Genomic DNA, 25,646 nt, shown 5'->3' on the forward strand with positions numbered 1-25,646 from the left:
TTAACTGTCCTTCTCGTGTCGACTGATCGTCTCTATGAAGAGGCCGCTATCATTTGCCGCCGCAATGGTGTCGCCGAAGCCTAGAATAAATGTGCGCCCGGCCTCAACTGCAATCCCGCCGAGCCCGGCGCGTTTGGCGTTCAGCACAGTGGAAATACCAATGGCAGGCAAATCCGCACGCTCATCCTGACGGGGTTTGGCCATTTTCACAAGGACCCCGCCGCGCTTGGGAATACGCCCCGTTTCCCGCAGTTCACGGACGCGCTCAATCATTAGATCGGTGCCCTCCGCGCCTTCCAGCGCCACCACCCGTCCGCCGACAGCAACAGCGCCTTGCCCAACATCGAGATCACCGAGCCGCAAAGCCGATTCCATAGCCAGCTTAATATTTCCCGCTTCACGCGCGTCCGGCGCAACCTTGGTAAGAATGCGAGCGGGCGACGGAGACAGAAGATCGGGCACGACTTCATGGGCACCAACCACCTTGAAGCCGAATGATTCCAGCAGGCCGATAAAGGCCCGCAGCAAAGCGTCGTCGCCTTGCCCAAGCGCGCGAAACACATGCGGCACAGCCCGCAACGTCGGCCAGTCGAGCTTGAGGTCACTGAGATGCGGCCTGCTGCGCACGCCTCCTGCCAGGACAACTCGCGAAACGCCAGCCGCTTTCATGGAGCGAACAAGCTTTGCAAATTCGACAACCGATACTTCCTGATGCTCATAATTATAGAGCACCCGGTCGGCTTCTTCACGCAAGGGAACGAGAAAGGGCGGTGTGCCAGCGTTTTGAAGCGCCTCAGCCACGGCAATGGGCAACAGGCCGTTGCCCGCAATAATACCGACACGCCCGCCATCGACGGACGGACGTGCCAAGTTTTCAGCTTTCGTCGCTGTCATGCCCGAGTCCACCATGAGCCGCATCGAGCGGTGGCGTGGTATAGGCGCGTTTCGTATCGGCACTGATAAAGGCGATCATATCGGCGACCGCCTGAGAATCCGGGAAAGCTGCGAGTACGTCGATGGTACGGTCGCGCACTGGCTTGGTACGGTCGAACAGCATACGCACGGCATGGCGCAGATTGTGGATTTCCTTGCGCTCCATGCCGGAACGCTTCATGCCGACGATGTTGAGCCCGCCCAGATGCGCGTGATTGCCGATGGCCATACCATAAGGGATGACATCGCCTACCACGGCGGCCATGCCGCCAATGAACGCGTGGTGGCCGACGCGCACGAACTGGTGCACAGCCGCACCGCCGCCCAAAATGGCGTGGTGTTCGATGGTCGTGTGACCGCCGATCATCACATTGTTCGAGAAAGTCACATGATCACCGATATCGCAATCATGCGCCACATGGGCATAAGCGAGGAAGGAGCAGTCGTCGCCGACCGAAGTATAGCCGCGCGCACTGTCGGAGCCACGGTGCATGGTGACGCCTTCGCGGATCATGCAATTCGCGCCGATCTTCAGCGTGGTCGGGCCGCCTTTATGCTTGTTGTTCTGCGGATCGCAGCCGAGAACGGCATGCGGATAGACCTTCGCGCCCGCGCCAAGCGTGGTCGCGTCTGTGATCACCACATGGCTCATCAGGACGGAATTGTCGCCGATGACAGCGCCCGATTGAATATGACAGAAGGGGCCTACAGACACACCCTGGCCCAGTTCCACACCCGGCTCGACAAGAGCGGTGGGGTGAATGATTGTTTCGTTCATTATAATGCTCACTGGCTTTCTTCACCGGCGTTGATCATCGCCGCGACTTCCGCTTCAGCAACTTTCACACCATCAACCTCAGCCACGCACTCATATTTGGAAATATTGGCGCGCTGTTTGGTTTTCTTGACATGCAGAAGCAGGCGATCGCCCGGAACAACCGGACGGCGGAACTTCGCATTGTCGATCGTCATAAAATAGACCACGCCCGGGCGACCGGTCTTGCGCTGCAGCAGCGAGATGGCACCAGCGGTCTGCGCCATGGCTTCGATAATCAGAACACCCGGCATGATCGGTTTTTCCGGGAAATGCCCGGTAAAATGCGGCTCATTGATCGTGACATTCTTTATGCCGGTTGCCGAACGATCGCCATCAATATCCACGATCCGGTCAATCAGCAGAAAGGGATATCGGTGCGGCAGCACTGCCAGAAGATCCTGAATATCCGCCGCTTCGAGTTTCGTCTGTTCCGTATCACTCATCTGAGGATTGCTCCTTTCTTGATTGCCCGATGCTGCGAATGTTCGCGATATCGCGGAACCATTGCTTGATAGGACGTGCGGGAAGACCTCCCCAACGTTCTCCATCGGGTATATCGTTCATAACACCGCTCGCAGCGGCAATCTGCACGCCCGAGCCGATAATCAGGTGATCCGCAAGACCGACGCGACCGCCAAGCATGGTCCCGTCGCCGATCACGCAACTTCCGGAAATACCGCAATGCGCGGCAATGAGACAAAAACGACCGATGCGCACATTATGCGCAATCTGGACGAGATTATCGATCTTGGAGCCCTCACCGATCACCGTGTCGCTCAGCGACCCGCGATCAACCGTCGTATTGGCCCCGATCTCCACATTGTCCTGAATAACGACCCGCCCGATCTGCGGAACTTTATCAAGTCCTGCAGCGCCGGGGACATAGCCGAAACCGTCCTGACCGATACGCACGCCGGGATGCAACAAAACACGATTGCCGATAAATGCGCACTGGATCGTCACACCGGGCCCGACATAGCTGTCGCGTCCAATCTGGCAATTCTCGCCGATCACCGCCGTTGCAGCAATCAACGTGCCCGAACCGATGGTGACGCCCTTGCCGATCACCGCGCCCGCTTCAACGGTCGCGCCATCTTCGACATGCGCTGAAGGGTGAATGAAGGCCTGCGGGGAAATGCCGGTTTCGCCAAGCCAGCTTTCCAGCTTGGCCGAGGTCGGAAACAGCATGCGCCCAACGGCGGAAAAATCGCGATGCGGATTGCGGGTAATCAGGGCTGCCATATGCGAAGGAACACTTGGAGCGATGTCCTCCTTGCAAAAAACGCCAGCGGCCTTGATACCGGCCAGCGCTTCGGCATTTTTCTTACCTTCTACGAAGATAAGCGAACCCTCTCCGGCATCCTTCATGGAAGCCAGACGCTCAACAGAACGCGGTGCAAGCTTCGGGTCACGAAGTCTTGCACCGGTGAAATCAGCAACATCGCCAATCGTGAGTTCACGAGAAGGCGAGAAAAAGACGGGATCTGCCATCAGTACACTTTCTCTCCCGGGGCGTAGCCGCCCCGGGGAAAGGCAAATCGGTTAGAACTTGGTCGAAACACCGAAGTTGAAGTTCTGAACCTTATCAGTATCAGCCTTCGCGACCGGGAATGCGTAGTCGAAGCGCAACGGACCGAACGGCGAAGCCCACATCAGGCTGAGACCGACCGAAGCGCGAAGCTTCTTGTCGTCGCCGAGAACCGGCTGATTACCCAACACGTCGTCACCGCCATAGAGCATGGCCGCATCAGCGAAGAATGCCCCACGGATACCGAGGCTTTCTGGTACGACAGGCATCGGGAACTGCACTTCAGCCGTACCGTTGATGTAGGTCGTGCCGCCCATCCAGTAACGCTGGCCGCTGGCAGAATCCTGGTAACGACCGATGCCGTTGAACTTGAAGCCGCGAATGATATCCGAATTGTTCTTGAACAAGTCGAAGATACGAACGCCGTCGTCGCCGAATTCGTGGATGTAACCACCACCGACACCCAGCATACCGACAATGTCGGCTTCCTGCGCCAGCGTCTTATAGTAGTTACCCTTGAAGGTCGTCTTCAGGAACTTCGCATCGCCACCGAGACCTGCAAATTCTTGCGTGAACTTGCCAAAGAGGCCTTCATGCGGATTCTTCATGTCATCGATGGTGTTATACGTCAGCGAATAACTGACCGACGAGCGAAGCCATGGGCTGTTTTCTGCAGCTTCCTGCAGAGCAGGCGCATAGTAATCAGCAATATTGTCGCGGAACAGGTCATACTTTTCCTGAACCAGGTTGTAAGCGAGACCGACCGAGAAGTTTTCCGTGACCGGAAGACCGAAGCGAATCGTACCGCCAGTCTGCTCGACGTCGTAGTCATCGTTCACGCGATAGCTGCGACGGAACACGTCGAAGCCAGCCGAAATGCGATAGCCAAGGAAATACGGTTCCGTGAAGGACAGGCCGTAATTGCGCATATCGTCCTGACCGGCACCGGCGCTGAGACGGATATACTGGCCGCGACCGAGGAAGTTACGCTCAGTGATTGCACCTTCGACAGACGCACCCGGCGTTTCGCCGCCGGTGGTGTAACCGCCACCGATGGAGAATTCACCCGTCGACTTTTCGACAACATCCACAACAAGAATCACCTGGTCCGGCTCGGAACCTGGAGCGGTCGAGATGTTGACGGTCTGGAAGAAGTCCAGAGCCTCAAGGCGACGCTTGGCGCGCTGCACCATGACCTGATTGAAGGCATCGCCTTCGTTCATGTCGAACTCACGGCGAATCACGTAATCGCGCGTCTTGTCGTTGCCGCGGATTTCGATGCGCTGAATGTAAGCGCGTGGACCCTGATCAACGCTATAGACAACCGAGATCGTGCGATTCTCGAAGTTGCGATCACCGCGTGGCTCAACCTTGGCGAAGGCATAACCGCTACCGGCAACACTTTCAGTCACAGCCAGAACGGAATCTTCAACTTCCTTGGCGCTATAGGCACGACCCGAACGGGTCTTTACGAGACCGGACAAAGCCTCGGTATTGACGCCATCAACGGTGCTTTCAACGCTCACATCGCCGAAGGTGTAACGCTGACCTTCATCGACAGTGATTGTGATCGTGTATTCATTGGTAGCCGGATCGAGAACCGCATTCGACGAAACAACGCGGAAATCGGCATAACCACGATTGTAATAGAAGCGACGCAGCGTTTCTTCATCAGCCTGCAAACGGCCTTCGTCATAAACGTCATTACGGGTCAACCACGACAGCGGGTTCGAACGCTTGGTGGAGATGACGTCGCGCAGACGGCGACCGCTATAGGCCTGATTGCCGACAAATTCGATATTTTCGATCTTGGTGCGCGAGCCTTCGTTGACTTCGTAGACAACGTTGACGCGACCCTGGCCGAGATCGACAGTGCGTGCATTCACGGTCGCATCGCTGCGCCCGATATGTGCATAGGCAGCCTTGATCGCCTCCTTGTCCGATTCCATCGTCGCCGCATCGTAAGGCGAACGCGGCTTCAGCTGCACGGCGCGCGTCAGGTCAGGATCCTTGATCTTCTTATTGCCCTGGAACAGGACGTTGTTGACCACGGAACGCTCACTGACGGTCACGACAAGCGTGCTGCCAGACTGGTTGATGCGAACATCGGAAAACAGGCCCATGCCGAAAAGACGCTTCACAGCGGCATCGATATCGGCGCTGGTGAAGGCTTTACCCGGACGAATATCGATGTTGTCGCGAATGGTCTGAGCATCAACGCGCGTATTACCGCGAACATCGATACGGCTCACAACGGCAGCTTCCGCGACATTCACGGATGCGAGCGAGAGCGCAGCAGTACCCGAAGCCACTAGAGCCACCGACATGGCGAGCGCGGACGCGGCGCCAAAGAATTTAGAACTTGCCGTCATAGGCTTTCCGAACCTTCGTTTCTGTCCCCGGGACGATTAACCCAGAAAAATGCGTACAGATACAACCGTATTAGCCGGTTTTTCCATACAAGCAAGCGTTGCGGTTAAATTCTGTTTACTTAGGCAACAAGCGTGGCATCCATGCCACGCGAATTGTGAGTTATGGTAAACAGATTGCTTAGCTTTTCTGGTCGTCGCTCCCAATGTTCACTTCTGTTTAACACCTTGCCCGGCCTCCGTCGGTCAAAGCGTCGCCTCACTGCAGTCAGCTTAACCGGACAAGCCGGTCTGGCCAATAATCCCCAAGATCGTCATCCCCCAAGATTTCAATTCCTAGGACCGCTGCCTGAGACAGTCGGCATTTGATCTAGCAGGCAAAGAGGTCGTTGAAAAGTACGAACCCCATAAATCCCATCACAAGAAGGAATCCGATGCGGTAGAAAATTTCCTGCGCCGCCGGTGAAACCGGGCTGCCCTTGACCGCTTCGACCGCGTAGAAAACCAGATGCCCGCCATCCAGCGGCGGCAGGGGAAACAGGTTCAAAAGCCCGATCCCGATGGAGAGCATAGCCGTCAATTGTATCAACCAGTCAAAGCCGGCGCTCGCCGCCTTGCTCGCCATATTGGCGATCTTGACCGGCCCGCCCAGCTGGCACTTGTCCTCACGGCCAAAAGCAAAACGTGTGAAAAACTCACCCGTCCGGCTGATGATGAAGCCGGTTTCCATCACCGCCTGCCCGACTGATTCGAGCGGACCATATTCAATACGGCGGAAATTGCCGACCGCTTCCGTGGTCTCGACACCGATGGCGCCAAGCTTCACCTTGTTGCCGAGCGGATCGGTTCTCTCGACGGTCGCGGGCGTCGCCTTGAGATCAACCATCTTGCCGCCGCGATCCACCGTGAAGTCGAGCGTATCGCCTGCACGGCCCGAAACGATGCGCTGTACATCGGCAAAAGTGGTGATCTTCTCGCCCTCAACGCTGATAAAGCGATCACCGGGTTCAAAACCGGCAGCCGCAGCCGGGCTGTTCGGCTGAACGCCCGCAATCAGGGGATCGGCGATCTGCCGCCCATAAAGCGCAAAGAAGACACTGAAAATCGCGATGGTCAGGATGATATTGAAAGCAGGACCGGCAAAAACCGTTGCCGCACGTTTCCAGACCGGCTGAGTGTGGAACGCGCGCTTGCGATCCTCCTCGCTCAGTGCATTGTTATCCACACCGACGGGCGAACTGGTTTCGCTTTCATCGCCAATGAACTTCACATAGCCGCCAAGCGGGATTGCAGAGAGCTTCCAGCGGGTTCCACGACGGTCGGTGAAGCCGAGAAGTTCGGGGCCGAAGCCAATTGAAAAGGCCTGCGCACCGATGCCGCACCATCGCGCCACCAGATAATGCCCCATCTCATGCACGAATACGACGATTGTGAGAACGAAAAGGAACGGTACGATTGTCCCGACAAGCAGGCTTTCACCGCCGAAGAAAAAGGCCAGAGCCTCCTGCAAATGACTACTCCTTACAAATCACCCAGTGATCGACAGCGGCCACAGCACGGCATCGACCCTCGTACTCTACGAATCGTCTGCCGCTTAGAAACTGAAAAAGATAGCAGATGGCACATCCGGCTCCGCAATCACGGCACCAAAGAGGTATAGAAGTGCAGCGGCGGCGACAAGCCCATCCACACGGTCCAGCACGCCACCATGCCCCGGCAGAAGACGGCCAGAATCCTTGGCGCCGAACTGGCGCTTTACCCAGGATTCCGCCAGATCGCCGATCTGCGAAACGATAGAGAGCAGAAGCGCCAGCAACGGCACGATCAGGCTACCCGGTGTCGCCACCAGCGAAGCGACCAGAATGCCGCCAGCGACCGCCGCCGCAGCACCGCCAATAGCGCCAGACCATGTCTTGTTGGGCGAAAAACGCGGCGCAAGCTTTGGCCCGCCCAAGGCGCGACCATTGAAATAGGCTGCGATGTCAGTGGACCAGACGACGGCGAACAGGAAAACGATGGCCGTAAAGCCGAAGGGCTCGTCACCGCGCAGGAGCGAAAGCGATATCGCCGAGAACCCGGCATAGAAAAGTCCGGCGGCAGGCCAGCCACGCCCGGTTTTCCACTGCGTGGCGAGAAGAATCAGCGTTCCCAGCAAAAGCGTGCCGATGGTCAGCAACGCGCTGCGGTCCAGAATAAGAAGGATGGCTGTCAGGACCAGCCAGAGCCAGCCGAAAACCCGCGAAAACGATGTTTGACGTGGAGCGCTCAGCGCCGTCCATTCGTAGAACATCGCCAGACCGATAGCGATAGCGAAAAGCGTGAAACCCAACCCGCCTACCCAGGTCAGCCACAAGGCCAATGCGCCGAGCACGATGGCGGTGAGAATACGGGTTTGCAGATTGGACATTGACACCTTTCGGCTTGCACTGCGTCAGAGCATGCGATGCGATGGAACAGAGCAATGGCGAGGCACGGCTGTGAAACGATCTGTCATGACGCGCCTATTGCCCAATTGCCCGGCTGCCCTCTTCGCATTCGACGAGACCGTCTTCAAGGCTGCTCCGCGCCTCCACACCACCAAAGCGGCGCTCACGCTGACGGAACACTTCATAGGCAGCATCGAGATCGGCCGGACGGAAATCAGGCCAGTGACCGGGCAGAAACAGAAATTCCGCATAGGCGGCCTGCCAAAGCAGAAAATTCGACAGACGCATCTCGCCACTGGTGCGGATGATGAGGTCCGGGTCGGGCATAGAAGCTGTATCGAGATTTGCCGAGAGCAGGTCGGCAGAAATCGACGATGGGTCGAGACGCCCGGCGGCGACATCGCGCGCCAGGCTCTTGACTGCACGGACGATCTCGTCGCGTGAACCGTAATTGAAGGCAATCACCAGATTGAGGCCGGTATTGCGGCGGGTCAGCACTTCTGCTTCGGTGAGCAACCCACGAATATCGTCGATCAGCCCTTCCCGCTCGCCGATGATGCTGACTTTCACATTGTTACGATGAAGATCGGCAAGATCGCGACGGATAAACAGTTTGAGCAGACCGAGCAGGTCATTGACCTCACCGCTCGGTCGCGACCAGTTTTCGGAAGAAAACGCAAAAAGCGTGAGAAAGCCAAGACCGCGATCACCCGCCGCCCGCACCGTTTCGCGCAGCGCTTCCACGCCAGCACGATGCCCGGCGCTACGCGGCAAGCCGCGCGCCTTCGCCCAACGGCCATTGCCATCCATAATAATGGCGATGTGGCGCGGATCGGACATTCCTGGCTCTCCTTTTACGAACGTCATACAGGTCCTAGACCTGCATGATTTCGCCTTCCTTGACAGCAACGACCTTGTCCATCTCGGCGATGGTGTCGTCGGTCAGCTTCTGCACCTTTTCGGACAGAACGCGACTGTCATCCTGACTGATGTCGCCGTCCTTCTCCAGCTTTTTCAGCGTATCCATACCGTCGCGACGCACATGGCGGGCGGCAATACGGCCCTGCTCCGCATATTGATGCGCAATCTTGACCAGTTCCTTGCGGCGCTGTTCGTTCAGTTCCGGCAGCGGAATACGCAGTGTCATGCCGTCGGTGATCGGGTTGAGGCCCAGACCGGAATCACGGATAGCGCGCTCGACGGCGCCAACCATGCTCTTGTCCCAAACGGAAACCGAAAGCATGCGCGATTCCGGAACCGTGATATTGGCGACCTGATTGATCGGCATCGTCGCGCCATAGGCTTCGATGGTGATCGGCTCAAGCAGGCTGGCGGAAGCGCGACCGGTACGAAGACCGTTCAGATCGTGCTTCAAAGAATTGACTGCGCCTTCCATGCGGCGTTTCAGGTCGTTGATGTCAAAAGCATCACTCATGCATATTCTCCTTCGATACGCAGCAAGACATGTGAACGATCAGTGTCGATCAATTATCGGAAACGATCGTGCAACGTCCCTTGCCTTGCAGAATTTCGGCCAAGCCGCCGTTTTCATGGATGGAATAGACTATTATCGGAATGTTGTTCTCGCGCGCAAGGGCAACAGCTGCCGTATCCATGACAGCCAGTCCGCGATCGAGAACTTCCTTGTGGGTGAGCGTGTCGAACCGGGTCGCGGTCGGGTCTTTCTTCGGATCAGCCGAATAGATGCCGTCCACCTGCGTGCCCTTCAACAGCGCATCCGCGCCGATTTCTGCGGCGCGCAACGCTGCCGCTGAATCGGTCGTGAAGAACGGATTGCCCGTACCGCCTGCAAAAATCACCACTTTGCCCTCGTCCATATAGGCCGTCGCCTGACGCTGCGAGAAACTCTCGCAGATTTCCGGCATTGCTATGGCGGAGAGAACAACGGCGTCGACGCCGATCTTGTGCAGCGAGGTGCGCAGCGCCAGCGAATTGATCACCGTCGCCAGCATACCCATATGGTCACCGGTCACGCGGTCGCCGCCCTTGGACGCCACCGCGACACCTCGGAAAATATTGCCGCCGCCGATCACCACGCCGACTTCGACGCCGAGCAGCCGGGCCTGTTTGATATCGTTGGCGATACGATCTGCAACGGAGACATCGATGCCGAAACCCTGACTGCCCATCAATGCCTCGCCCGAGGCTTTCAAAAGGACGCGCTTGTAGGCGGGCTTGCCGGACATGGAATGCTCTCCACTGATCGTAATAAAGTGATTGTGTTGCGTTCCGATACACGAAGGGCACCGCGTTGTCACGCGATGCCCTTCATAATCAAAAGCCTTTTCAGGCTAAAGCATGTTCTGAAAGCGCAAATACGCTGTCAGAGGAAGACCAGAGCCAATTAGCCCTTGGCTGCGGCAGCGACTTCAGCAGCGAAATCGCTTTCTTCCTTTTCGATGCCTTCACCAAGTGCGATACGGGCAAAGCCGGTGATTTTGGCCGGAGCGCCGATGGCCTTTTCAGCTTCCTTGAGGGCAGCTGCAACCGTCAGGTCAGGATTGATGACGAAAGCCTGCGAAAGAAGAACAACTTCTTCGTAGAACTTGCGCATACGGCCTTCGATCATCTTTTCGATGATGTTGTCCGGCTTGCCGGATTCGCGAGCCTGCTCAATGAAGATCGCCTTTTCGCGCTCGGCAGCAGCCGGGTCGAGTTCTTCAGCGGTCAGAGCGAGCGGGTTGATAGCGGCAACGTGCATGGCGACCTGACGGCCGAATGCGTTTGCAGCTTCTGCGTCACCTGCGGTTTCGATAGCAACCAGAACGCCGAGCTTGCCGAGACCGTCAGCAACGCCGTTGTGGATGTAGGTTGCAACTGCACCCTGCGGAACGGACAGAGCAGCCGAACGACGGAAACCAATGTTTTCGCCAATGGTTGCAACTGCGTCCTTCGCAGTTTCGGTAACGGTCTTGCCGTCGATGTTGGCGTTGGCCACAGCTTCAGCCGAACCGTCGGTGGTCAGGGCAGCCTGAGCGATCTTGCGGACCAGATCCTGGAAAGCGTCGTTGCGGGCAACGAAGTCGGTTTCGGAGTTGACTTCAACGACAACAGCCTTGTTGCCGGAAGATGCAACGCCAACCAGACCTTCAGCAGCCGTGCGGCCAGCCTTCTTGTCAGCCTTTGCAATGCCCTTGGCGCGCAGCCAATCGACAGCAGCTTCGATGTCGCCGTTGGTTTCTGCAAGAGCAGCCTTGCAGTCCATCATGCCAGCGCCGGTCAGTTCGCGGAGTTCTTTAACCTGAGATGCGGAAATGCTCATTGTGTCGCCTTTCACGAAAGCGAAGGCACACCGAATGGGTGTGCCAACTTTGAACCGGCGCCATTTTGACGAAGCGTGAATTTGCCCGAAAACCGTCAAACGTGCTTCGGAATCACGCGTCCGCGCCGGAATGAAACGAGATTATCCATCCGCCTCTATCAGAGATATGACGGATGGATGAAATCAAACGCTGATTAAGCGCCTTCAGCCGGAGCTTCGAGAGCTGGCTCAACCGGAGCTTCAGCCTGCGCACCGATGTCGATGCCCATTGCGCCCTGCTGGCGAGCAATACCGTCGAGAGCAGCGCGTGCAACCAGATCGCAATAGAGCGAGATAGCGCGTGCAGCGTCGTCGTTGCCCGGGATCGGGTAGTCGATCTGGTCCGGATCGCAGTTCGAATCGATCACGGCAACAACCGGAATGCCAAGACGCTTGGCTTCCTGGATAGCAATTGCTTCCTTGTTGGTGTCGATGATGAAGATCAGGTCAGGAACTGAACCCATGTCCTTGATACCGCCGAGTGCGCGGTCAAGCTTTTCACGCTCACGCTGAAGGTTCAGAAGTTCCTTCTTGGTGAAGCCCTGGCCTTCGCCAGCCAGAAGTTCGTCGAGCTTGCGCAGACGCTGGATCGAGTTGGAGATCGTCTTCCAGTTGGTCATCATGCCGCCGAGCCAGCGGGCGTTGACGTAGTACTGAGCCGAACGGTTTGCTGCATCGGCAATGATGTCCGAAGCCTGACGCTTCGTGCCGACGAACAGAACGCGACCGCCGCGAGCAACGGTGTCCGAAACGATCTTCAGCGCGTTGTGCAGCAGAGGAACGGTCTGAGACAGGTCCATGATGTGGATGTTGTTACGAGCGCCGTAGATGAAAGGCGCCATCTTCGGGTTCCAGCGGTGGGTCTGGTGGCCGAAGTGAACACCAGCTTCCAGAAGCTGGCGCATGCTGAAATCAGGCAATGCCATCTTTATTTTCCTTTTCCGGTTTAACCTCCACGGGCTGAGGCGATTGCTCGCCACCGGAGGTTCTTGCCGGATTTCTCCCGGCAAAAGCCCAATCCCGTGTGTGGAATAGGCGCGCTGTTAACCGATCGCACCATGAATTGCAAGTCTTGTGTTAAAACCATTCGCGTTAGAAATTCGCGAGCGCACTGATAGTGCGCTCGTCTAAAAGCTCGGTAAAGGCACTTCCGTGCATTCTACATGGTTTCTGGAAGAGCCGAAGAATGATGGGATGTTATCAGCCATTCCTTGCCGTTCCATGCATAAGTGAACGTATAACGCGCAGCCGTGTGAGTTCCGTCTTTGTAAGTAAATGTATAGGTGCCTGTATCTATCGCCTTGTTGCATCCGAGACGAATGGTGCGCGTATCGATATGCCCTACCGGCCCCTTCTTCAAGAAGCCTTCAAAATAATCGATACGCTCCCTATCGGTAAGGCGAGCCTGATTGGAAAGGGTAGGCAACAATACTGCGTCATGTGCATAATTTGCAGCCACCCGCTTGGCATCGCCTGTTTTGAGAGTTTCGTTCCAGCGATCGAATAACGCCTCCACTTGCTCTCGATCAATGGCTTCACAAGTTCGCGTTGCGTAACTGATGACGCGCCCACCCTTCGAAGCAAAAGCAAGCTCGGGAGAAAGGGCGAGCACCAACGACAATAAAACTAATAGTAATTTTTTCATAATAACACCAATATATTTGAATTCTGAAATGCTAAACAACTACCACAAAGGATATAGCACCCAAAAAACAAATTTGCGTTACCAATAAAATACTATTTGCAAGAAGATTTCATATTTTTATTATCAAATACATCCAGTTTTACCAATTTACCACGCATGGCGAAGTCACCATAGTCCATGGTGAGATCACGCGTGATGCCATTGCGGTAAAGTTTGAAGTTGATGCGATAGATCGGCAGACCGTCCTGCTTTTCCTTGTCATCGAAATAGGCAATCGTCACCGGCCAGACCGGGTCTTTGGAAAAAGGCCCCATGAATTTGGTTTCATCATCCGACGGGGTCTGCCCCTTGCCGACGACGACCGTGGTGGCGACCACGCGGTCAGCATCTTCCGAAGCATCGAAAAGCGACGTCTGATAGAACTTCTGCCCCTCTTCGGCCTTGCCGATCAGTTCTTCCATGTGCTGGGTTGGAAATTGCGTCCCGCGCAGATCAATCTTGTTTTCCTTCGGCTTCGACAGTTCCACCACCGTCTTGCCGCCTTCAAGTTTGGCATCGCCGCGCACTTCCTTGACAAGTTCCTTATCGACAAAGGTCTTGTTGACGAAGCGGAAGCTTTTGCCGTCGCTGCCTTCGAAGGTCGTCGTCTGCTGATCGGTGACGCGCTGCGGCTGCTCTTCCATGTCGATTCGGGTCACGAACCGGAAGTTCGTCGTATAGCCTTCGCAGGCCGAACCGTTGAACTCATAGACCATGCGCCCGGTCAGACCGCTGATGCCTGACTTTTCATCGGCGCGGTCCAGCGTCAAATCGTAAACGGCGCGATGCGGCACCAGCGTTACCGTCGAAGCCGCTTGGGCCACGCTCGCAAGTCCTGCCCACACACAGGCGGCGGTTCCACTTGCAGCAACAACCACTTTAAAACCCGGCTTCAAAAAACGCATACATGAATCTCCCGATGAGTTGACAAGCATGATAAAAAAACTCGTGGCGGAAGCGAGGCAAAAAACGCACCCTTCCCAAAAGCTTCACCGATTCTGCCTATAGGGTGACGGAGAAGTCCCTTTGCAAGCAAGGATTAATGCAATGACCGACACGATCGAAAGCCGCTTGAAAAACCTGGGTATATCCCTGCCCGTAGCCGCGGCACCGGCTGCAAACTATGTCCCCTTTGCTGAAACAGGCTCGCTTTTGCTCACTTCGGGCCAGCTGCCGCTGGAAAATGGCAAACTTGTGCACACTGGCCAGGTTGGCGACAAATTGACGGTTGCCCATGGCCAGGTTGCGGCGCGCGCCTGCGCCGTGAACATTCTGGCACAGGCCAAGGCTGCGCTCGGCGATCTGGAAAAAATCAAGCGCATCGTGAAGATCACCGTTTTTGTGTCCTCGACCGCTGATTTCGTTGAACAGCATCTCGTTGCCAATGGCGCGTCCGATCTGCTCGTCGCCGTTTTGGGCGATGCTGGCAAACATGCGCGTTCCGCCGTCGGCGTCGCCAGCCTGCCGCTCAACGCGCCGGTTGAAGTCGAAGCGATTATCGAGGTTGCATAATGTCCTCCATCGACTGGCTCGCAAAGCGCCCGGTGGCGCATCGCGGATTGCACGATCTGAACAAAACCCGCTGGGAAAACACGCTCGCTGCGTTTGAGGCAGCCGCCAAGGCGGGCTTTGCTATCGAGTGCGACGTGCATCTGACGAAAGACGGCGGCGTGGTCGTTTTCCATGATGACGACCTGCAACGTCTTGCCGGTCGCGAGGGTCGCATCAGCGACCTCACGCTCTCCGAAGCAACCGCGCTTAACGTCGGCGGCACTGCCGAGCGCGTCCCGACGCTTCGCCAGATGCTTGATCTGGTCGATGGACGAGTTCCGCTGGTGATCGAACTCAAGGGCATCGAAGGTCGCGATGACGGGCTGGTCGCAGCCGTTGCCCGCGAGCTTGGCGAATATAAGGGCGAAGCGGCCATCATGTCGTTCGATCATCACCTGATCCGCCGCTTTGCAAGCGACGCGCCTGGCATTCCGGGCGGGCTGACGGCGGAAGGCACCCGCACGCAGGATTTCGAAGCGCATTTCTCCATGCTCGCGCATGGCATTTCCTTCGTATCCTATAATGTGCATCATCTGCCGAACCCGTTCGTCACCTTCGTGCGGGAAAAGCTGCATATGCCGGTCATCAGCTGGACAGTGCGCGACCGGGAAATGCAGAAGCACAGCGAACTCAATGTCGAACAGATCACGTTCGAAGGGTTCGACCCTCGCTCACTGGTCGCCTGAGAGCAAAGGATTTGCGGTGAACGACGAAGATCCGCACAGTGAAGAAAGCTTCGTTCTTCGCATCGTTGAAAATATCAGCGAGTTTACGGAAGACGAATGGGGCAGTCTTGCCGGGGCCTCCCGGCAGGACGCGAACTATAATCCTTTCACGACCCGCGCTTTCCTGTCCGCGCTGGAGGAATCGGGTTCCGTTTCCCGAAAAGCAGGTTGGCTGCCGCGCCATCTGCGTCTTGAAAACAATCGTGGCGAATTGCTCGGCGTTGTACCGAACTATCTGAAAGGACACAGCCAGGGCGAATATGTGTTCGACCACGGTTGGGCCGATGCTTTCGAGCGGGCTGGCGGGCGTTACTACCCGAAATTTCAGGCGGCTATTCCCTTCACGCCCGCAACCGGGCCGCGCCTTCTCAACCATATTGCCTATGATGGCGAAGCCGTGCGGCTGGCACTGGCAGGCGGTTTGCGCGAGCTAACCGATCAGGCAGGCGTATCCTCGGCGCATGTGACATTTGCCCTGCCCGACGAAATAAATGCGCTGGAACGCGCGGGCTTTCTGCACCGGACGGACCAGCAGTTTCATTTTATAAACAACGGCTTTTCCAATTATGATGAATTTCTGAGTGAACTTGTTTCGCGCAAACGCAAGGCGCTCAAAAAGGAACGCCGCGAAGCGCTGTCCGATGGCATTGAAATCGTCTGGCTGACCGGCAGCGACCTGACGGAAGCGGTCTGGGACGATTTCTTTGCTTTCTATATGGATACGGGCAGCCGCAAATGGGGACGCCCCTATCTCAACCGCAAGTTCTATTCGCTGATCGGCCAGACCATGGCCCAGGATATTCTGCTGGTCATGGCAAAACGCGCCGGGCGCTATATTGCCGGCGCCATCAATTTCATCGGTGGGGACAGGCTGTTCGGCAGACACTGGGGCTGCATCGAGGATCACCCCTATCTGCATTTCGAGGTCTGTTACCATCAGGCTATCGACTTCGCCATCGAGCGCAAGCTGCGCGTGGTGGAGGCAGGCGCGCAGGGCGAACACAAACTTGCACGCGGTTATGTGCCGGTGACGACCCATTCCGCGCATTACATCGTCAATGAAAGTTTCCGAAATGCGGTGAGCGACTATCTCGTTCAGGAACGGCGCGAGGTCGAGCAAATTCACGAGGCGCTGGAGGAACACACACCCTACCGCCACGAAGCTGACCCCACGAAGCTTGCCTAACGCCTCTCTATGCGGTCAAATTTGGCAAAGTCCAGCATTGGAGAGAATCGCATGTCTGCCACCTATGACGACAACAACATCTTCGCGAAAATCCTGCGGGGTGAAATTCCGTCCACCCGCGTCTACGAAACCGACGATGTCGTCGCTTTCATGGATGTCATGCCGCAGGGCACCGGCCACACGCTGGTTGTGCCGAAGGCGCCGTCGCGCAATCTGCTCGACGCCAAGCCGGAAAAGCTGGCCGTCGTCATCGCCGCCGTGCAGAAAATCGCGCAGGCCGTGAAGAAGGCTTTCAATGCCGATGGCGTCACCGTGATGCAGTTCAACGAACCGGCTTCCGGCCAGACCGTCTATCATCTGCATTTCCACGTCATTCCGCGTTTTGAAGGCGTCGCTCTCAAGCCGCATACCGGCCAGATGGAAGACGCAGCCGTTCTTTCAGCAAATGCTGAAAAAATCCGCGCAGCGCTCTGATAAAACTCACTCTTAGAGCGTCAACAGACCGGCAATCAGCAGGAGTTCCGCAACCGCGATACCGACAAGCAAACGCTTGCCAGCCATCAGATAAGCGGCAAATCCTGCACCGGCAGCTCCCACCCGCAGCCAATTCGGCGAATCGGCAAGTGCGCCGTTCGGATAAAGAATAAGCTGGGCAATCACGCCTGCGACCAGCGCGGTTGCCACACAGCGCACCAGCACGAGAAACTCGGAATCCTCGCGCACTCGCCCGCCGACGATCACGCCCATGACGCGAAAAATATAGGTCGGCAGCGATCCCGCCAGAATGATGAAGACGAACGGCCACCACTGGCTGTCAAAACAGTCCCAGTTCATAGCGCCTTCTCCTTCGTCATGCTGCGCTTTCTGTGGAATCCAAAGGCGATCAGGCCACCCACAATGCCCGTGCAGAGCAGGTCATATCCCGGCATAAACTGGTGAAAGAGCGGAAACAGCAGCAAGCCGGACGCCATCGCGACCTGCCCTGCCCGTTCGCGGGCCGAGCGCCAGAGCGAGGTCAGAAAATACATTGGCGTCAGCAGGAAAAGGGCTGCGAACACAACCGGCGGAAAGGACGACGACAACGTATAGACAACGGCCACCACCAGCGCATTGGTTCCAACCAGAACCGAGCCGATCCCGGCAAAATAGCTGGTGCGCATGTCACGCGGAATATTGCGCAACTCCTCCATCGCCATGACCCAGGCCGTCACCGCCACGAAATGGCATAGCACCGCCAGCGTTAGATTGCGCGTTTTTGGCCCTTTGAGCTCGGGCAGAAGCGCCACCACCATCGGCATGAGGCGCACCGAGGACAGACCGACAGCGAGTGCGGCGGCAGGCAGTGTTGCGCCTGCACTGACGGCACCGATCAGCACGACCTTGGCGGGCAGTGCCCAGATGGTCAGCGTCATGAACACCGCCTGCCCGACCGAAATGCCGCTTTCAATCGCAAGCCCGGCAAAGCCGACAAACGAACTCATCAGCAAGATGGCCGGAATGCTGAAAATGCGGCTGCAACCACGTAGAAACCAGCGAAAATGCTGGCCGCTATGCGCTGGCGCAATGTCCTGATGTGGAGGCTTATCTGGAAGATGAGTCGCTGGCATGAAGCCACGTTAGAATAGAATTGAACGAGTATCGATAAGTTTAAACTTCAAACGAAAACGGCCCCTCCGAAGAGGGGCCGTCTGACCATGCTTTTATTTCTTGCGCGGCACTTTCGGCACCGACGATTTGGCACTTGAAGCTTTCGGCGCCGCTTTTGCAGCTGGCTTCGGAGCTGGTTCGTCCTTACCGGCCAGAACCTTTTCCTTTTCAGCCTTCTTCGGCGCGGCCTTCCGGCGCGGAGAAATCTTCTTCTCGGCCGGAATATCCTTCTTCGGCTTCACCGGCTGCTCGGCGACGGATTCCAGCGACAGATCGGTCTTGCCGTCTGCCTTGGTGATCACGTCGACGCGCACGGTGCCGCCATGCTTGAGCTTTCCGAACAGCACTTCATCGGCCAATGGCTTCTTGATGTGTTCCTGAATGACACGTCCAAGCGGACGCGCACCCATACGTTCATCATAGCCCTTGTCGGCCAGCCATGCGATTGCGCCTTCGGTCAGTTCAAAGGTTACACCGCGTTCGGCAAGCTGGGCTTCGAGTTGAAGAACGAACTTCTGCACAACCTGATGAATAACCGGAACCGGCAGAGGACCGAACGGAATGATCGCATCGAGACGGTTGCGGAACTCCGGCGTGAATAGCCGGTTGATCGCTTCCATATCGTCGCCTTCACGCCGCGTGGAGCCGAAGCCGATTGCCGCTCTGGCCATATCCGACGCACCGGCATTGGTGGTCATGATCAGGATCACATTGCGGAAATCGATCTTCTTGCCGTTATGGTCGGTCAGCGAGCCATGATCCATGACCTGCAACAAAATATTGTAAAGGTCCGGATGGGCCTTCTCGATTTCGTCGAGCAGCAGCACGCAATGCGGATGCTGGTCCACGCCATCGGTCAAAAGACCGCCCTGATCGAAGCCGACATAGCCAGGAGGCGCGCCGATAAGCCGCGAAACCGTATGGCGCTCCATATATTCCGACATGTCGAAACGCAGGAGTTCCACACCAAGCGAAGCGGCAAGCTGCTTGGCAACTTCCGTCTTGCCGACGCCGGTTGGGCCGGAGAACAGATAGGAGCCGATTGGCTTGTCCGGTTCACGCAGACCCGCACGGGCCAGCTTGATCGAGGCCGACAGCGCTTCGATAGCCAGATCCTGACCATAGACGACACGCTTCAGTTCCGCATCGAGATGCGACAGGACGAGTTCATCATCCTTCGAGACGGACTTCGGCGGGATACGGGCCATCGTCGCGATGGTCGCTTCGATTTCCTTCACGCCGATGGTCTTCTTGCGCTTGTTTTCCGGCAGCAGCATCTGGCTGGCGCCGGTTTCGTCGATCACGTCGATCGCCTTATCGGGCAGCTTGCGGTCCGAAATATAACGCGCGGACAGTTCCACCGCCGACTTGATGGCATCGACCGTATATTTGACCTTGTGGAAATCCTCGAAGTAAGGCTTCAGCCCCTTCATGATTTCAATCGCATCCGGGATTGACGGCTCATTGACGTCGATCTTCTGGAAACGACGCACAAGCGCGCGGTCCTTCTCGAAGAACTGACGATATTCCTTATAGGTCGTCGATCCAATGCACCGGATTGCGCCGGACGACAGTGCTGGCTTGAGCAGGTTCGATGCATCCATCGCACCGCCCGAAGTTGCACCGGCACCGATGACCGTGTGGATTTCGTCGATGAACAGAACCGCACCCGGAAACTCTTCGAGTTCCTTCACGACCTGCTTCAGACGCTCTTCAAAGTCACCGCGATAGCGCGTTCCCGCCAGAAGTGTGCCCATGTCGAGCGAGAAGATCGTCGCGTCGGCAAGCGCTTCAGGAACCTGTCCTTCCACAATGCGCTTCGCGAGACCTTCGGCAATGGCCGTCTTGCCGACACCGGGATCCCCCACATAAAGCGGGTTGTTCTTGGAGCGGCGGCACAGAACCTGAATCGTCCGGCTGATTTCGCTGTCGCGACCGATCAGCGGATCGATACGACCGGCTTTGGCTTTGTCATTGAGGTTGACGCAGTAAGCAGACAGGGCGTCCTGCTTCTTCTTCGGTCCCTCTTCCTGCTCCCCACCGGGGCGCTGCTCCTCGCTCGGGCTTTCGGCACCGCGCGGCGAACGGGTTTCGCCGCTTTGAGGACGCTTGGAAATGCCGTGTGAAATATAGTTCACGGCATCGTAACGGGTCATCTGCTGTTCCTGAAGGAAATAGGCAGCATGGCTTTCCCGTTCCGCAAAGATGGCGACGAGCACATTGGCGCCCGTAACTTCCTCGCGATTCGAAGATTGAACGTGAATGACAGCGCGCTGGATCACACGTTGGAAAGCGGCCGTCGGTTTGGAATCCTCGTCATAGCCGGTGACGAGATTGTCCAGTTCGCGGTCGATATAATCGGTAACGACGCGCTTGAGGTGCTCCAGATCGACGTTGCAGGCGCGCATCACTGCGCCGGCATCCTGATCGTCGATCAGGGCAAGCAAAAGATGTTCGAGCGTAGCATATTCGTGATGCCGCTCGTTTGCGATGGTCAGGGCTTGATGCAGTGCCCTTTCAAGGCTGGGAGAGAACGATGGCATAAGACCTCACTTTTTCTCCATCACGCATTGCAGCGGATGCTGATTCTGGCGGGCAAAATCCATGACCTGGCTCACTTTGGTCTCGGCGACTTCGTATGTAAATACTCCGCATTCACCGACACCGTGATTGTGAACATGCAGCATGATGCGCGTGGCATCATCAAGGCTTTTTTGGAAAAAACGCTGCAGGACATGTACGACGAACTCCATGGGGGTGTAGTCGTCGTTTAGAAGCAGGACACGGTAGAGGCTGGGCTTCTTGGTTTTGGGCTGCGTGCGCGTGACCACAACGGTGCCGTTTTCCGGCCCGTTCCCGCCATCGGTCTTGCTTTGCATGATTGTATTGAAATGCCTCATGAAACCTGTACCCAAATGCCCATCTGCCGACCCCGCCCTGCCTCAATATGTAGGTCTTTTCGTTCTGATTTTAAGCCCTTCAGTGGCACTTGCAACCGAGACTTATTACCAGCGAGCCCCTTGACACAACTAATATAGGTCAAGCCCCCGTTTGCTAAAGCTTTCTGCCAAAAGTGGCGTTTGTTTTTTGACGGAACGGGCATCGCGCAGCTGCGAAAAAACTTCATAAATGCGTGATCAAAGCTGCGACCAAGGCCGAGTGACCGCAAAAATTTTCAGAAAATTATGAACGACGCGCTTACCATAAACGGATTGGTAACGCTGATGACATTAGGGTGGTGGAATTAGATTGCTGTGTGCCTTTTGCGCCGCAGCTTAAAAATTCCGGAATACAGGTAGGGTCATCATCGTGCGTATGGCATTCAGTAAAGTCGCATATGCCCTGAAAAAAGCGGCGCAAGCTACACTTCTTCTCGCGACCGTTACGGGCTGTTCGACAGCATCCACCACGATACCGGCGATTGCCGCCAGCGACAGATATGCTGCGATCGTGGTCGATGCGAATACGGGCAAGACGCTTTTTGCTTCAAACGCCGACGCGCAGCGCTATCCCGCTTCGCTGACCAAGATGATGACGCTCTATATGCTCTTCGAAGCCATGCAGGCCGGACGGATCAGCAGGGATACGCCCATCCCCGTGTCGGCCTATGCCCGTTCGCGTCCACCGACAAAAATCGGCTTCCGCCCGGGCCAGACCATCCGCGCCGAAGATGCGGCGCTCGCCATGATCACCAAGTCCGCCAATGACGTTGCGGCGGCGGTCGGCGAATATATCGGCGGTTCGGAAGAGCGCTTTGCCCAGATGATGACCGCCAAGGCGCGCCGTCTCGGCATGCGCAACACCACGTTCCGCAACGCATCAGGCCTGCCGAACATGGCGCAGCATTCCACCGCGCGCGACATGGCTATCCTCGGCATGGCGCTTCGTCAGCATTTCCCGCGTGAATTCTCCTATTTCTCGCGCCGCAGCTTTGTTTATCGTGGTCAGACCATCAACGGTCACAACCGCCTGCTGGGCCGCATCGAAGGCGTCGACGGCATCAAGACCGGCTATACCAATGCTTCCGGCTACAACCTCGTTTCGTCGGTCAATCTCGATGGCCGCCGCATCGTTGCCGTGGTCATGGGCGGCAATACAGGCGCGAGCCGCGACGCCCATATGGCGCAGCTGATCAACAAATATCTCCCGCAGGCCAAGCGCGGTCGCAACACCGACGCTCTCATTGCCGCAACCAATAACGTTCCGCAGACTGTCGCCGCCGTCGATCTGCCGAAGGCGAGACAAGCGCCTGTGCCGGTTGCCCGTGTCGAATCGGTCAACGAAGTCATCAACAACGAATCCGGTGAAGGTGACGCGGAACAGCCGCAGGTGCTTGCACTGGCCGCTCCAACAGCCCGTCCGGCTGCGCTCGCAGCACAGGCCGCCATTCGCCCGACACCGAAGGCCAAAATACCATCCGGCACCCTGCAGGCTCAGGCCCAAGCGCAGGCACAGGATGTAGACCCGGTCACCACCGCGTCGGCCCCGTCTGCTGGCGGCTGGGCGATCCAGATCGGTTCTCTGCCGAGCGAAGGTCAGGCCCGCGACATGCTTGCCAAGGCGTCCTCGTCTGTCGGTGGCGCGCTGCGCAGCGCATCGCCCTACACGGAAACCTTCAACAAGGGTAACGCCACATTCTACCGCGCCCGCTTCGTCGGCTTCACCTCGAAGCAGGCTGCATGGGATGCTTGTGCTTCTCTCAAGAAGAAGAGCTTCGGCTGCTATGCCGTCGCCAACTGATCAATCGCGAGGGGATTTTTTTTCCCCTCGCAACAGCTTCAAACCCGAATTTTGTAAAGCGTAGAGGGTTTCGAGATGTCCAATATGAAAGACACATTCGTACCGCCGCTGAAGACCACCATTTGGTCTCATGAAGAAAACCGTGCGCCTTCGCTGGGCGGTCTGTTCTCGGTACAGACGCTCAAGCAGGCTGCATTGCGGATTGCCGATGTGCGTCGCGGCACGGGGTTTCAAACCCGCGATCTCGTTGGCCTGCTGGTCAGCCATGCCGCTCGTAACAAACGCATCGCCCAGCCACGTGCCCGGATGCGCATGACGTTGCCAGTCAATTCCAACACGATCACCGTTCGTGTGACGATTGAAAACTGAGCGCAATTAGCTGAATAAAATAAAGGCCCGCCGATTTTTGGTGGGCCTTTTTGATTCCGGGAAAATTGCTCAGAGCAGGCCGAGTGCTGCCAGCTCCTGACGCAGTTCCGCAGGGAGCGCTGCCCTGCCCGACTTTCCAGCCGCTTCATCACGCGGCACTTCGTTCTCGCTCAGATAGCGCCATCCCTGAAAAGCGCGGCGCGGCTGCCATTCCGTCGGAACGATCTTCGGTTCCAGCACGAAATGGCAACGGCTGATGCCCGCTTCATCCGTAAAGGGCCTCACATCAAGCAAACGCTGGCGGCACTGGATATTGCCCTTGATGACCCAGTAGAGCGAACCGCCCTCCAGAAGCTCGTCGATGCGTTTCGGCACCATCCGCGTCGTGTGGGTTTGTTCGGGCACAAGCCCCGCGCCCCGCTGTTCAGCGAGGCGGAAATCGATCCAGGCTGCGAGATCTTCGATACTATCGCAACCGACACAAAGCTTGACGAGATTGAGAGCCATGGAAGCGGTTTAACCAAGGGAGGCCGCCGCTTCAAGCGGGAAGAATCGCGTTCTCCTAAAGTTGAGAACTCAGCAGGCCACCACATTCACGGCAAGACCGCCCTGACTGGTTTCCTTGTAGCGTTCGCTCATATCGTGGCCAGTCTGACGCATGGTTTCGATACAGGCATCGAGCGGCACGAAATGTTTGCCATCGCCCTTCACGGCCAGCGATGCAGCTGTCACCGCCTTCACCGCACCCAGCGCATTGCGTTCGATGCAAGGCACCTGAACCAATCCGGCAACAGGGTCGCACGTCATGCCCAAATGATGCTCGAGCGCGATTTCAGCGGCATTTTCGATCTGCTCCGGCGAACCGCCGAGAACAGCGGCAAGCCCCGCTGCCGCCATTGCCGAAGCGGAACCCACCTCGCCTTGACAGCCAACCTCTGCTCCGGAAATCGACGCATTGTGCTTGATGACGCCACCAATGGCTGCCGACGTCAGCAGAAAATCGCGAATGCCCTTCTGGTCGGCATCATCGTGGAAATGCAGATAATAGCGTAGCACCGCAGGCACCACGCCCGCGGCGCCATTGGTCGGCGCGGTAACCACCCTGCCGCCCGAAGCGTTTTCTTCATTGACGGCCATGGCATAGACCGACAGCCAGTCATTGGCGAGCAACGGATTGCTGCGATTGTTGCGCCAGTCATCCTGAAGCTTGTCGTGAATGTGCCGTGCCCGACGACGAACGCCCAGCCCGCCGGGCATGATGCCCTCGCGGCTCAATCCGCGTTCGATGCAGCCGCGCATGGCGCCCCAGACGCGATCCAGCCCCGCGTCGAGTTCCTCACGCGACATATGCACTTCTTCATTGGCGCGCTTCATTTCGGCAATCGACAGCCCGCTATCATGGGCCATGACCAGCATTTCAGCGGCATTGCGGAAAGGATAAGGCACATCGGCCTTGTCATCCGGCTTCGCACCGCTGCGCTGGACGCGGCTCAATTCTTCCTCTGTGACGACGAAACCGCCGCCAATGGAAAAATAAGCACGACGCAACAAAAGATTGTCGTCGCGATCATAAGCGGAAAACGCCATGCCGTTGGCGTGGCCGGGAAGCGGCGTCTTGCGGTCGAGAACAAGATCGACCGCCGGATCAAACTGATAGGCGGGATGGCCTTCCGGCTGCACTTTCTTGGCCGCCAGAACCTTCTCAACTTCCGAATCCATGATATCGGGATCGATCGTGTCGGGCAGAAAACCGCAAAGGCCAAGGATCACCGCGCGGTCCGTCGCATGACCGACGCCGGTATAAGCCAGCGAGCCATGCAGGCTCGCCTTCAGGCGAACGATTTTGGAATGCGCAGGCCGTGGCCAGTTGCCGCTGATGATCTCATTGAGAAACATCCGCGCAGCCGTCATGGGACCCATCGTATGGGAGCTGGAAGGCCCAATACCAATCTTGAAGAGATCGAAAACCGACAGAAACATTCCACACCTTCTGCAGCTTCGACTGAACGGAGCTGACCAAGCTTTGACCTAACGCCCGTCCTATCCAGACGGTTGTATACGCGAGCGAATACAACACGCGTTGCGGTACATTCATATCAGATAGTGTAAGAAAGGAATAACGCAAACGGATTGCCGAAATGCGGCATCAATTTTCCGGAATGCGTAGCTCTGTTTCTGCGCTGCTGCGGGATCGTTCAGACCCCAGCGCCTGATCGATCAAACAGAGAAGAGGTAGGCCATGAGAATAATAGCGGCGAGCCCAATGACTGCCCAGAGCGTAACGCCCCAGCAGGATTTTTGAACTGTTTCGTCCATGGAACTTTTCATAACCCTATTGTGTATCGGTCT

General features: G+C 56.9%; 26 protein-coding genes. 6 read left to right on the forward strand and 20 right to left on the reverse strand.

The window, feature by feature from the left end; all coding sequences use genetic code 11:
- The 14 genes from FIC94_RS12125 to eipB all read right to left on the reverse strand — a co-directional run bounded on the left by FIC94_RS12125 (position 1) and on the right by eipB (position 13,984).
- Complete coding sequence (locus tag FIC94_RS12125) at positions 1-894, reverse strand: LpxI family protein (protein WP_140025044.1); 894 nt, start codon at positions 892-894, stop codon at positions 1-3.
- Positions 875-1,711, reverse strand: a complete 837-nt coding sequence (gene lpxA / locus FIC94_RS12130; RefSeq protein WP_109369164.1) for an acyl-ACP--UDP-N-acetylglucosamine O-acyltransferase — start codon at positions 1,709-1,711, stop codon at positions 875-877. The genes FIC94_RS12125 and lpxA overlap by 20 nt, the downstream gene beginning before the upstream one ends.
- Before the next feature lie 8 nt (positions 1,712-1,719).
- The gene (gene fabZ / locus FIC94_RS12135; protein WP_109369165.1) at positions 1,720-2,193 is read right to left on the reverse strand and encodes a 3-hydroxyacyl-ACP dehydratase FabZ; all 474 of its coding nucleotides are present in this window, start codon (positions 2,191-2,193) and stop codon (positions 1,720-1,722) included.
- Entirely contained in the window at positions 2,186-3,241 is a 1,056-nt protein-coding gene (gene lpxD / locus FIC94_RS12140; protein WP_140025045.1) for a UDP-3-O-(3-hydroxymyristoyl)glucosamine N-acyltransferase, read from the reverse strand. Before lpxD ends, fabZ begins: the two co-directional genes overlap by 8 nt.
- A gap of 51 nt (positions 3,242-3,292) precedes the next feature.
- Positions 3,293-5,650 carry an outer membrane protein assembly factor BamA gene (bamA, locus tag FIC94_RS12145; RefSeq protein ID WP_235892001.1) on the reverse strand — a complete coding sequence of 786 codons (2,358 nt, stop codon included), beginning with the start codon at positions 5,648-5,650 and terminating at the stop codon, positions 3,293-3,295.
- A gap of 367 nt (positions 5,651-6,017) precedes the next feature.
- On the reverse strand, positions 6,018-7,157 hold the full coding sequence (gene rseP / locus FIC94_RS12150; RefSeq protein WP_140025046.1) for an RIP metalloprotease RseP: 1,140 nt from the start codon (positions 7,155-7,157) through the stop codon (positions 6,018-6,020).
- An 84-nt stretch (positions 7,158-7,241) separates the two neighbouring features.
- Positions 7,242-8,054 (reverse strand): phosphatidate cytidylyltransferase, encoded by an 813-nt coding sequence (locus tag FIC94_RS12155; RefSeq protein WP_109369168.1) that lies wholly within the window; start codon positions 8,052-8,054, stop codon positions 7,242-7,244.
- 94 nt (positions 8,055-8,148) lie between these two features.
- Positions 8,149-8,913, reverse strand: coding sequence for an isoprenyl transferase (locus FIC94_RS12160; protein ID WP_140025047.1), 765 nt, complete (start codon positions 8,911-8,913; stop codon positions 8,149-8,151).
- A 34-nt stretch (positions 8,914-8,947) separates the two neighbouring features.
- Positions 8,948-9,508 carry a ribosome recycling factor gene (gene frr, locus FIC94_RS12165; RefSeq protein WP_078340836.1) on the reverse strand — a complete coding sequence of 187 codons (561 nt, stop codon included), beginning with the start codon at positions 9,506-9,508 and terminating at the stop codon, positions 8,948-8,950.
- Between the two features lie 49 nt (positions 9,509-9,557).
- Complete coding sequence (pyrH, locus tag FIC94_RS12170) at positions 9,558-10,280, reverse strand: UMP kinase (protein WP_109369170.1); 723 nt, start codon at positions 10,278-10,280, stop codon at positions 9,558-9,560.
- A gap of 158 nt (positions 10,281-10,438) precedes the next feature.
- Positions 10,439-11,356 carry a translation elongation factor Ts gene (tsf, locus tag FIC94_RS12175; RefSeq protein WP_109369171.1) on the reverse strand — a complete coding sequence of 306 codons (918 nt, stop codon included), beginning with the start codon at positions 11,354-11,356 and terminating at the stop codon, positions 10,439-10,441.
- Between the two features lie 194 nt (positions 11,357-11,550).
- A complete protein-coding gene (gene rpsB / locus FIC94_RS12180; RefSeq protein ID WP_109369172.1) occupies positions 11,551-12,321 on the reverse strand; it encodes a 30S ribosomal protein S2 in 771 nt (256 codons plus the stop codon).
- 233 nt (positions 12,322-12,554) lie between these two features.
- A complete protein-coding gene (locus FIC94_RS12185; RefSeq protein ID WP_371830910.1) occupies positions 12,555-13,043 on the reverse strand; it encodes an SgcJ/EcaC family oxidoreductase in 489 nt (162 codons plus the stop codon).
- Positions 13,044-13,132: 89 nt separating this feature from the next.
- Complete coding sequence (eipB, locus tag FIC94_RS12190; RefSeq protein ID WP_140025049.1) at positions 13,133-13,984, reverse strand: cell envelope integrity protein EipB; 852 nt, start codon at positions 13,982-13,984, stop codon at positions 13,133-13,135.
- Positions 13,985-14,126: 142 nt separating this feature from the next.
- Between eipB and FIC94_RS12195 the strand changes: the two genes are divergently transcribed.
- Genes FIC94_RS12195 through FIC94_RS12210 form a run of 4 tightly spaced genes read left to right on the forward strand, consistent with a single transcriptional unit; the run spans position 14,127 to position 17,015 of the window.
- Positions 14,127-14,591, forward strand: a complete 465-nt coding sequence (locus FIC94_RS12195) for a RidA family protein (RefSeq protein WP_109369174.1) — start codon at positions 14,127-14,129, stop codon at positions 14,589-14,591.
- A complete protein-coding gene (locus FIC94_RS12200; RefSeq protein ID WP_109369175.1) occupies positions 14,591-15,316 on the forward strand; it encodes a glycerophosphodiester phosphodiesterase in 726 nt (241 codons plus the stop codon). Before FIC94_RS12195 ends, FIC94_RS12200 begins: the two co-directional genes overlap by 1 nt.
- A 16-nt stretch (positions 15,317-15,332) precedes the next feature.
- Entirely contained in the window at positions 15,333-16,541 is a 1,209-nt protein-coding gene (locus FIC94_RS12205; protein WP_140025050.1) for a GNAT family N-acetyltransferase, read from the forward strand.
- 51 nt (positions 16,542-16,592) lie between these two features.
- Positions 16,593-17,015 carry an HIT family protein gene (locus FIC94_RS12210; protein WP_109369177.1) on the forward strand — a complete coding sequence of 141 codons (423 nt, stop codon included), beginning with the start codon at positions 16,593-16,595 and terminating at the stop codon, positions 17,013-17,015.
- 12 nt (positions 17,016-17,027) lie between these two features.
- Here FIC94_RS12210 and FIC94_RS12215 read toward each other — a convergent pair whose 3' ends face one another.
- The 4 genes from FIC94_RS12215 to clpS all read right to left on the reverse strand — a co-directional run bounded on the left by FIC94_RS12215 (position 17,028) and on the right by clpS (position 21,088).
- Positions 17,028-17,375 carry an AzlD domain-containing protein gene (locus FIC94_RS12215; RefSeq protein ID WP_140025051.1) on the reverse strand — a complete coding sequence of 116 codons (348 nt, stop codon included), beginning with the start codon at positions 17,373-17,375 and terminating at the stop codon, positions 17,028-17,030.
- Positions 17,372-18,022: an AzlC family ABC transporter permease gene (locus FIC94_RS12220; RefSeq protein WP_140025085.1), complete on the reverse strand. Its 651-nt coding sequence runs from the start codon at positions 18,020-18,022 to the stop codon at positions 17,372-17,374. Before FIC94_RS12220 ends, FIC94_RS12215 begins: the two co-directional genes overlap by 4 nt.
- 219 nt (positions 18,023-18,241) lie before the next feature.
- A complete protein-coding gene (gene clpA, locus FIC94_RS12225) occupies positions 18,242-20,731 on the reverse strand; it encodes an ATP-dependent Clp protease ATP-binding subunit ClpA (RefSeq protein WP_124916003.1) in 2,490 nt (829 codons plus the stop codon).
- Positions 20,732-20,737: 6 nt separating this feature from the next.
- Positions 20,738-21,088: an ATP-dependent Clp protease adapter ClpS gene (gene clpS, locus FIC94_RS12230; protein WP_140025052.1), complete on the reverse strand. Its 351-nt coding sequence runs from the start codon at positions 21,086-21,088 to the stop codon at positions 20,738-20,740.
- 409 nt (positions 21,089-21,497) lie between these two features.
- On the opposite strand from clpS, the gene FIC94_RS12235 reads away from it, so the two are divergent.
- Both FIC94_RS12235 and FIC94_RS12240 read left to right on the forward strand, forming a co-directional pair.
- Positions 21,498-22,928 carry a D-alanyl-D-alanine carboxypeptidase gene (locus tag FIC94_RS12235; protein ID WP_140025053.1) on the forward strand — a complete coding sequence of 477 codons (1,431 nt, stop codon included), beginning with the start codon at positions 21,498-21,500 and terminating at the stop codon, positions 22,926-22,928.
- A gap of 75 nt (positions 22,929-23,003) precedes the next feature.
- On the forward strand, positions 23,004-23,297 hold the full coding sequence (locus tag FIC94_RS12240; protein WP_140025054.1) for a hypothetical protein: 294 nt from the start codon (positions 23,004-23,006) through the stop codon (positions 23,295-23,297).
- 69 nt (positions 23,298-23,366) lie between these two features.
- On the opposite strand, the gene FIC94_RS12245 is transcribed toward FIC94_RS12240, so the two are convergent.
- Positions 23,367-23,804, reverse strand: coding sequence for a DUF1489 family protein (locus FIC94_RS12245; RefSeq protein WP_140025055.1), 438 nt, complete (start codon positions 23,802-23,804; stop codon positions 23,367-23,369).
- 69 nt (positions 23,805-23,873) lie between these two features.
- The gene (locus FIC94_RS12250) at positions 23,874-25,277 is read right to left on the reverse strand and encodes an L-serine ammonia-lyase (RefSeq protein WP_140025056.1); all 1,404 of its coding nucleotides are present in this window, start codon (positions 25,275-25,277) and stop codon (positions 23,874-23,876) included.
- Between the last annotated feature and the right edge of the window lie 369 nt (positions 25,278-25,646).

The sequence above is a fragment of the Ochrobactrum teleogrylli genome (assembly GCF_006376685.1).
Taxonomy (GTDB): domain Bacteria; phylum Pseudomonadota; class Alphaproteobacteria; order Rhizobiales; family Rhizobiaceae; genus Brucella; species Brucella teleogrylli.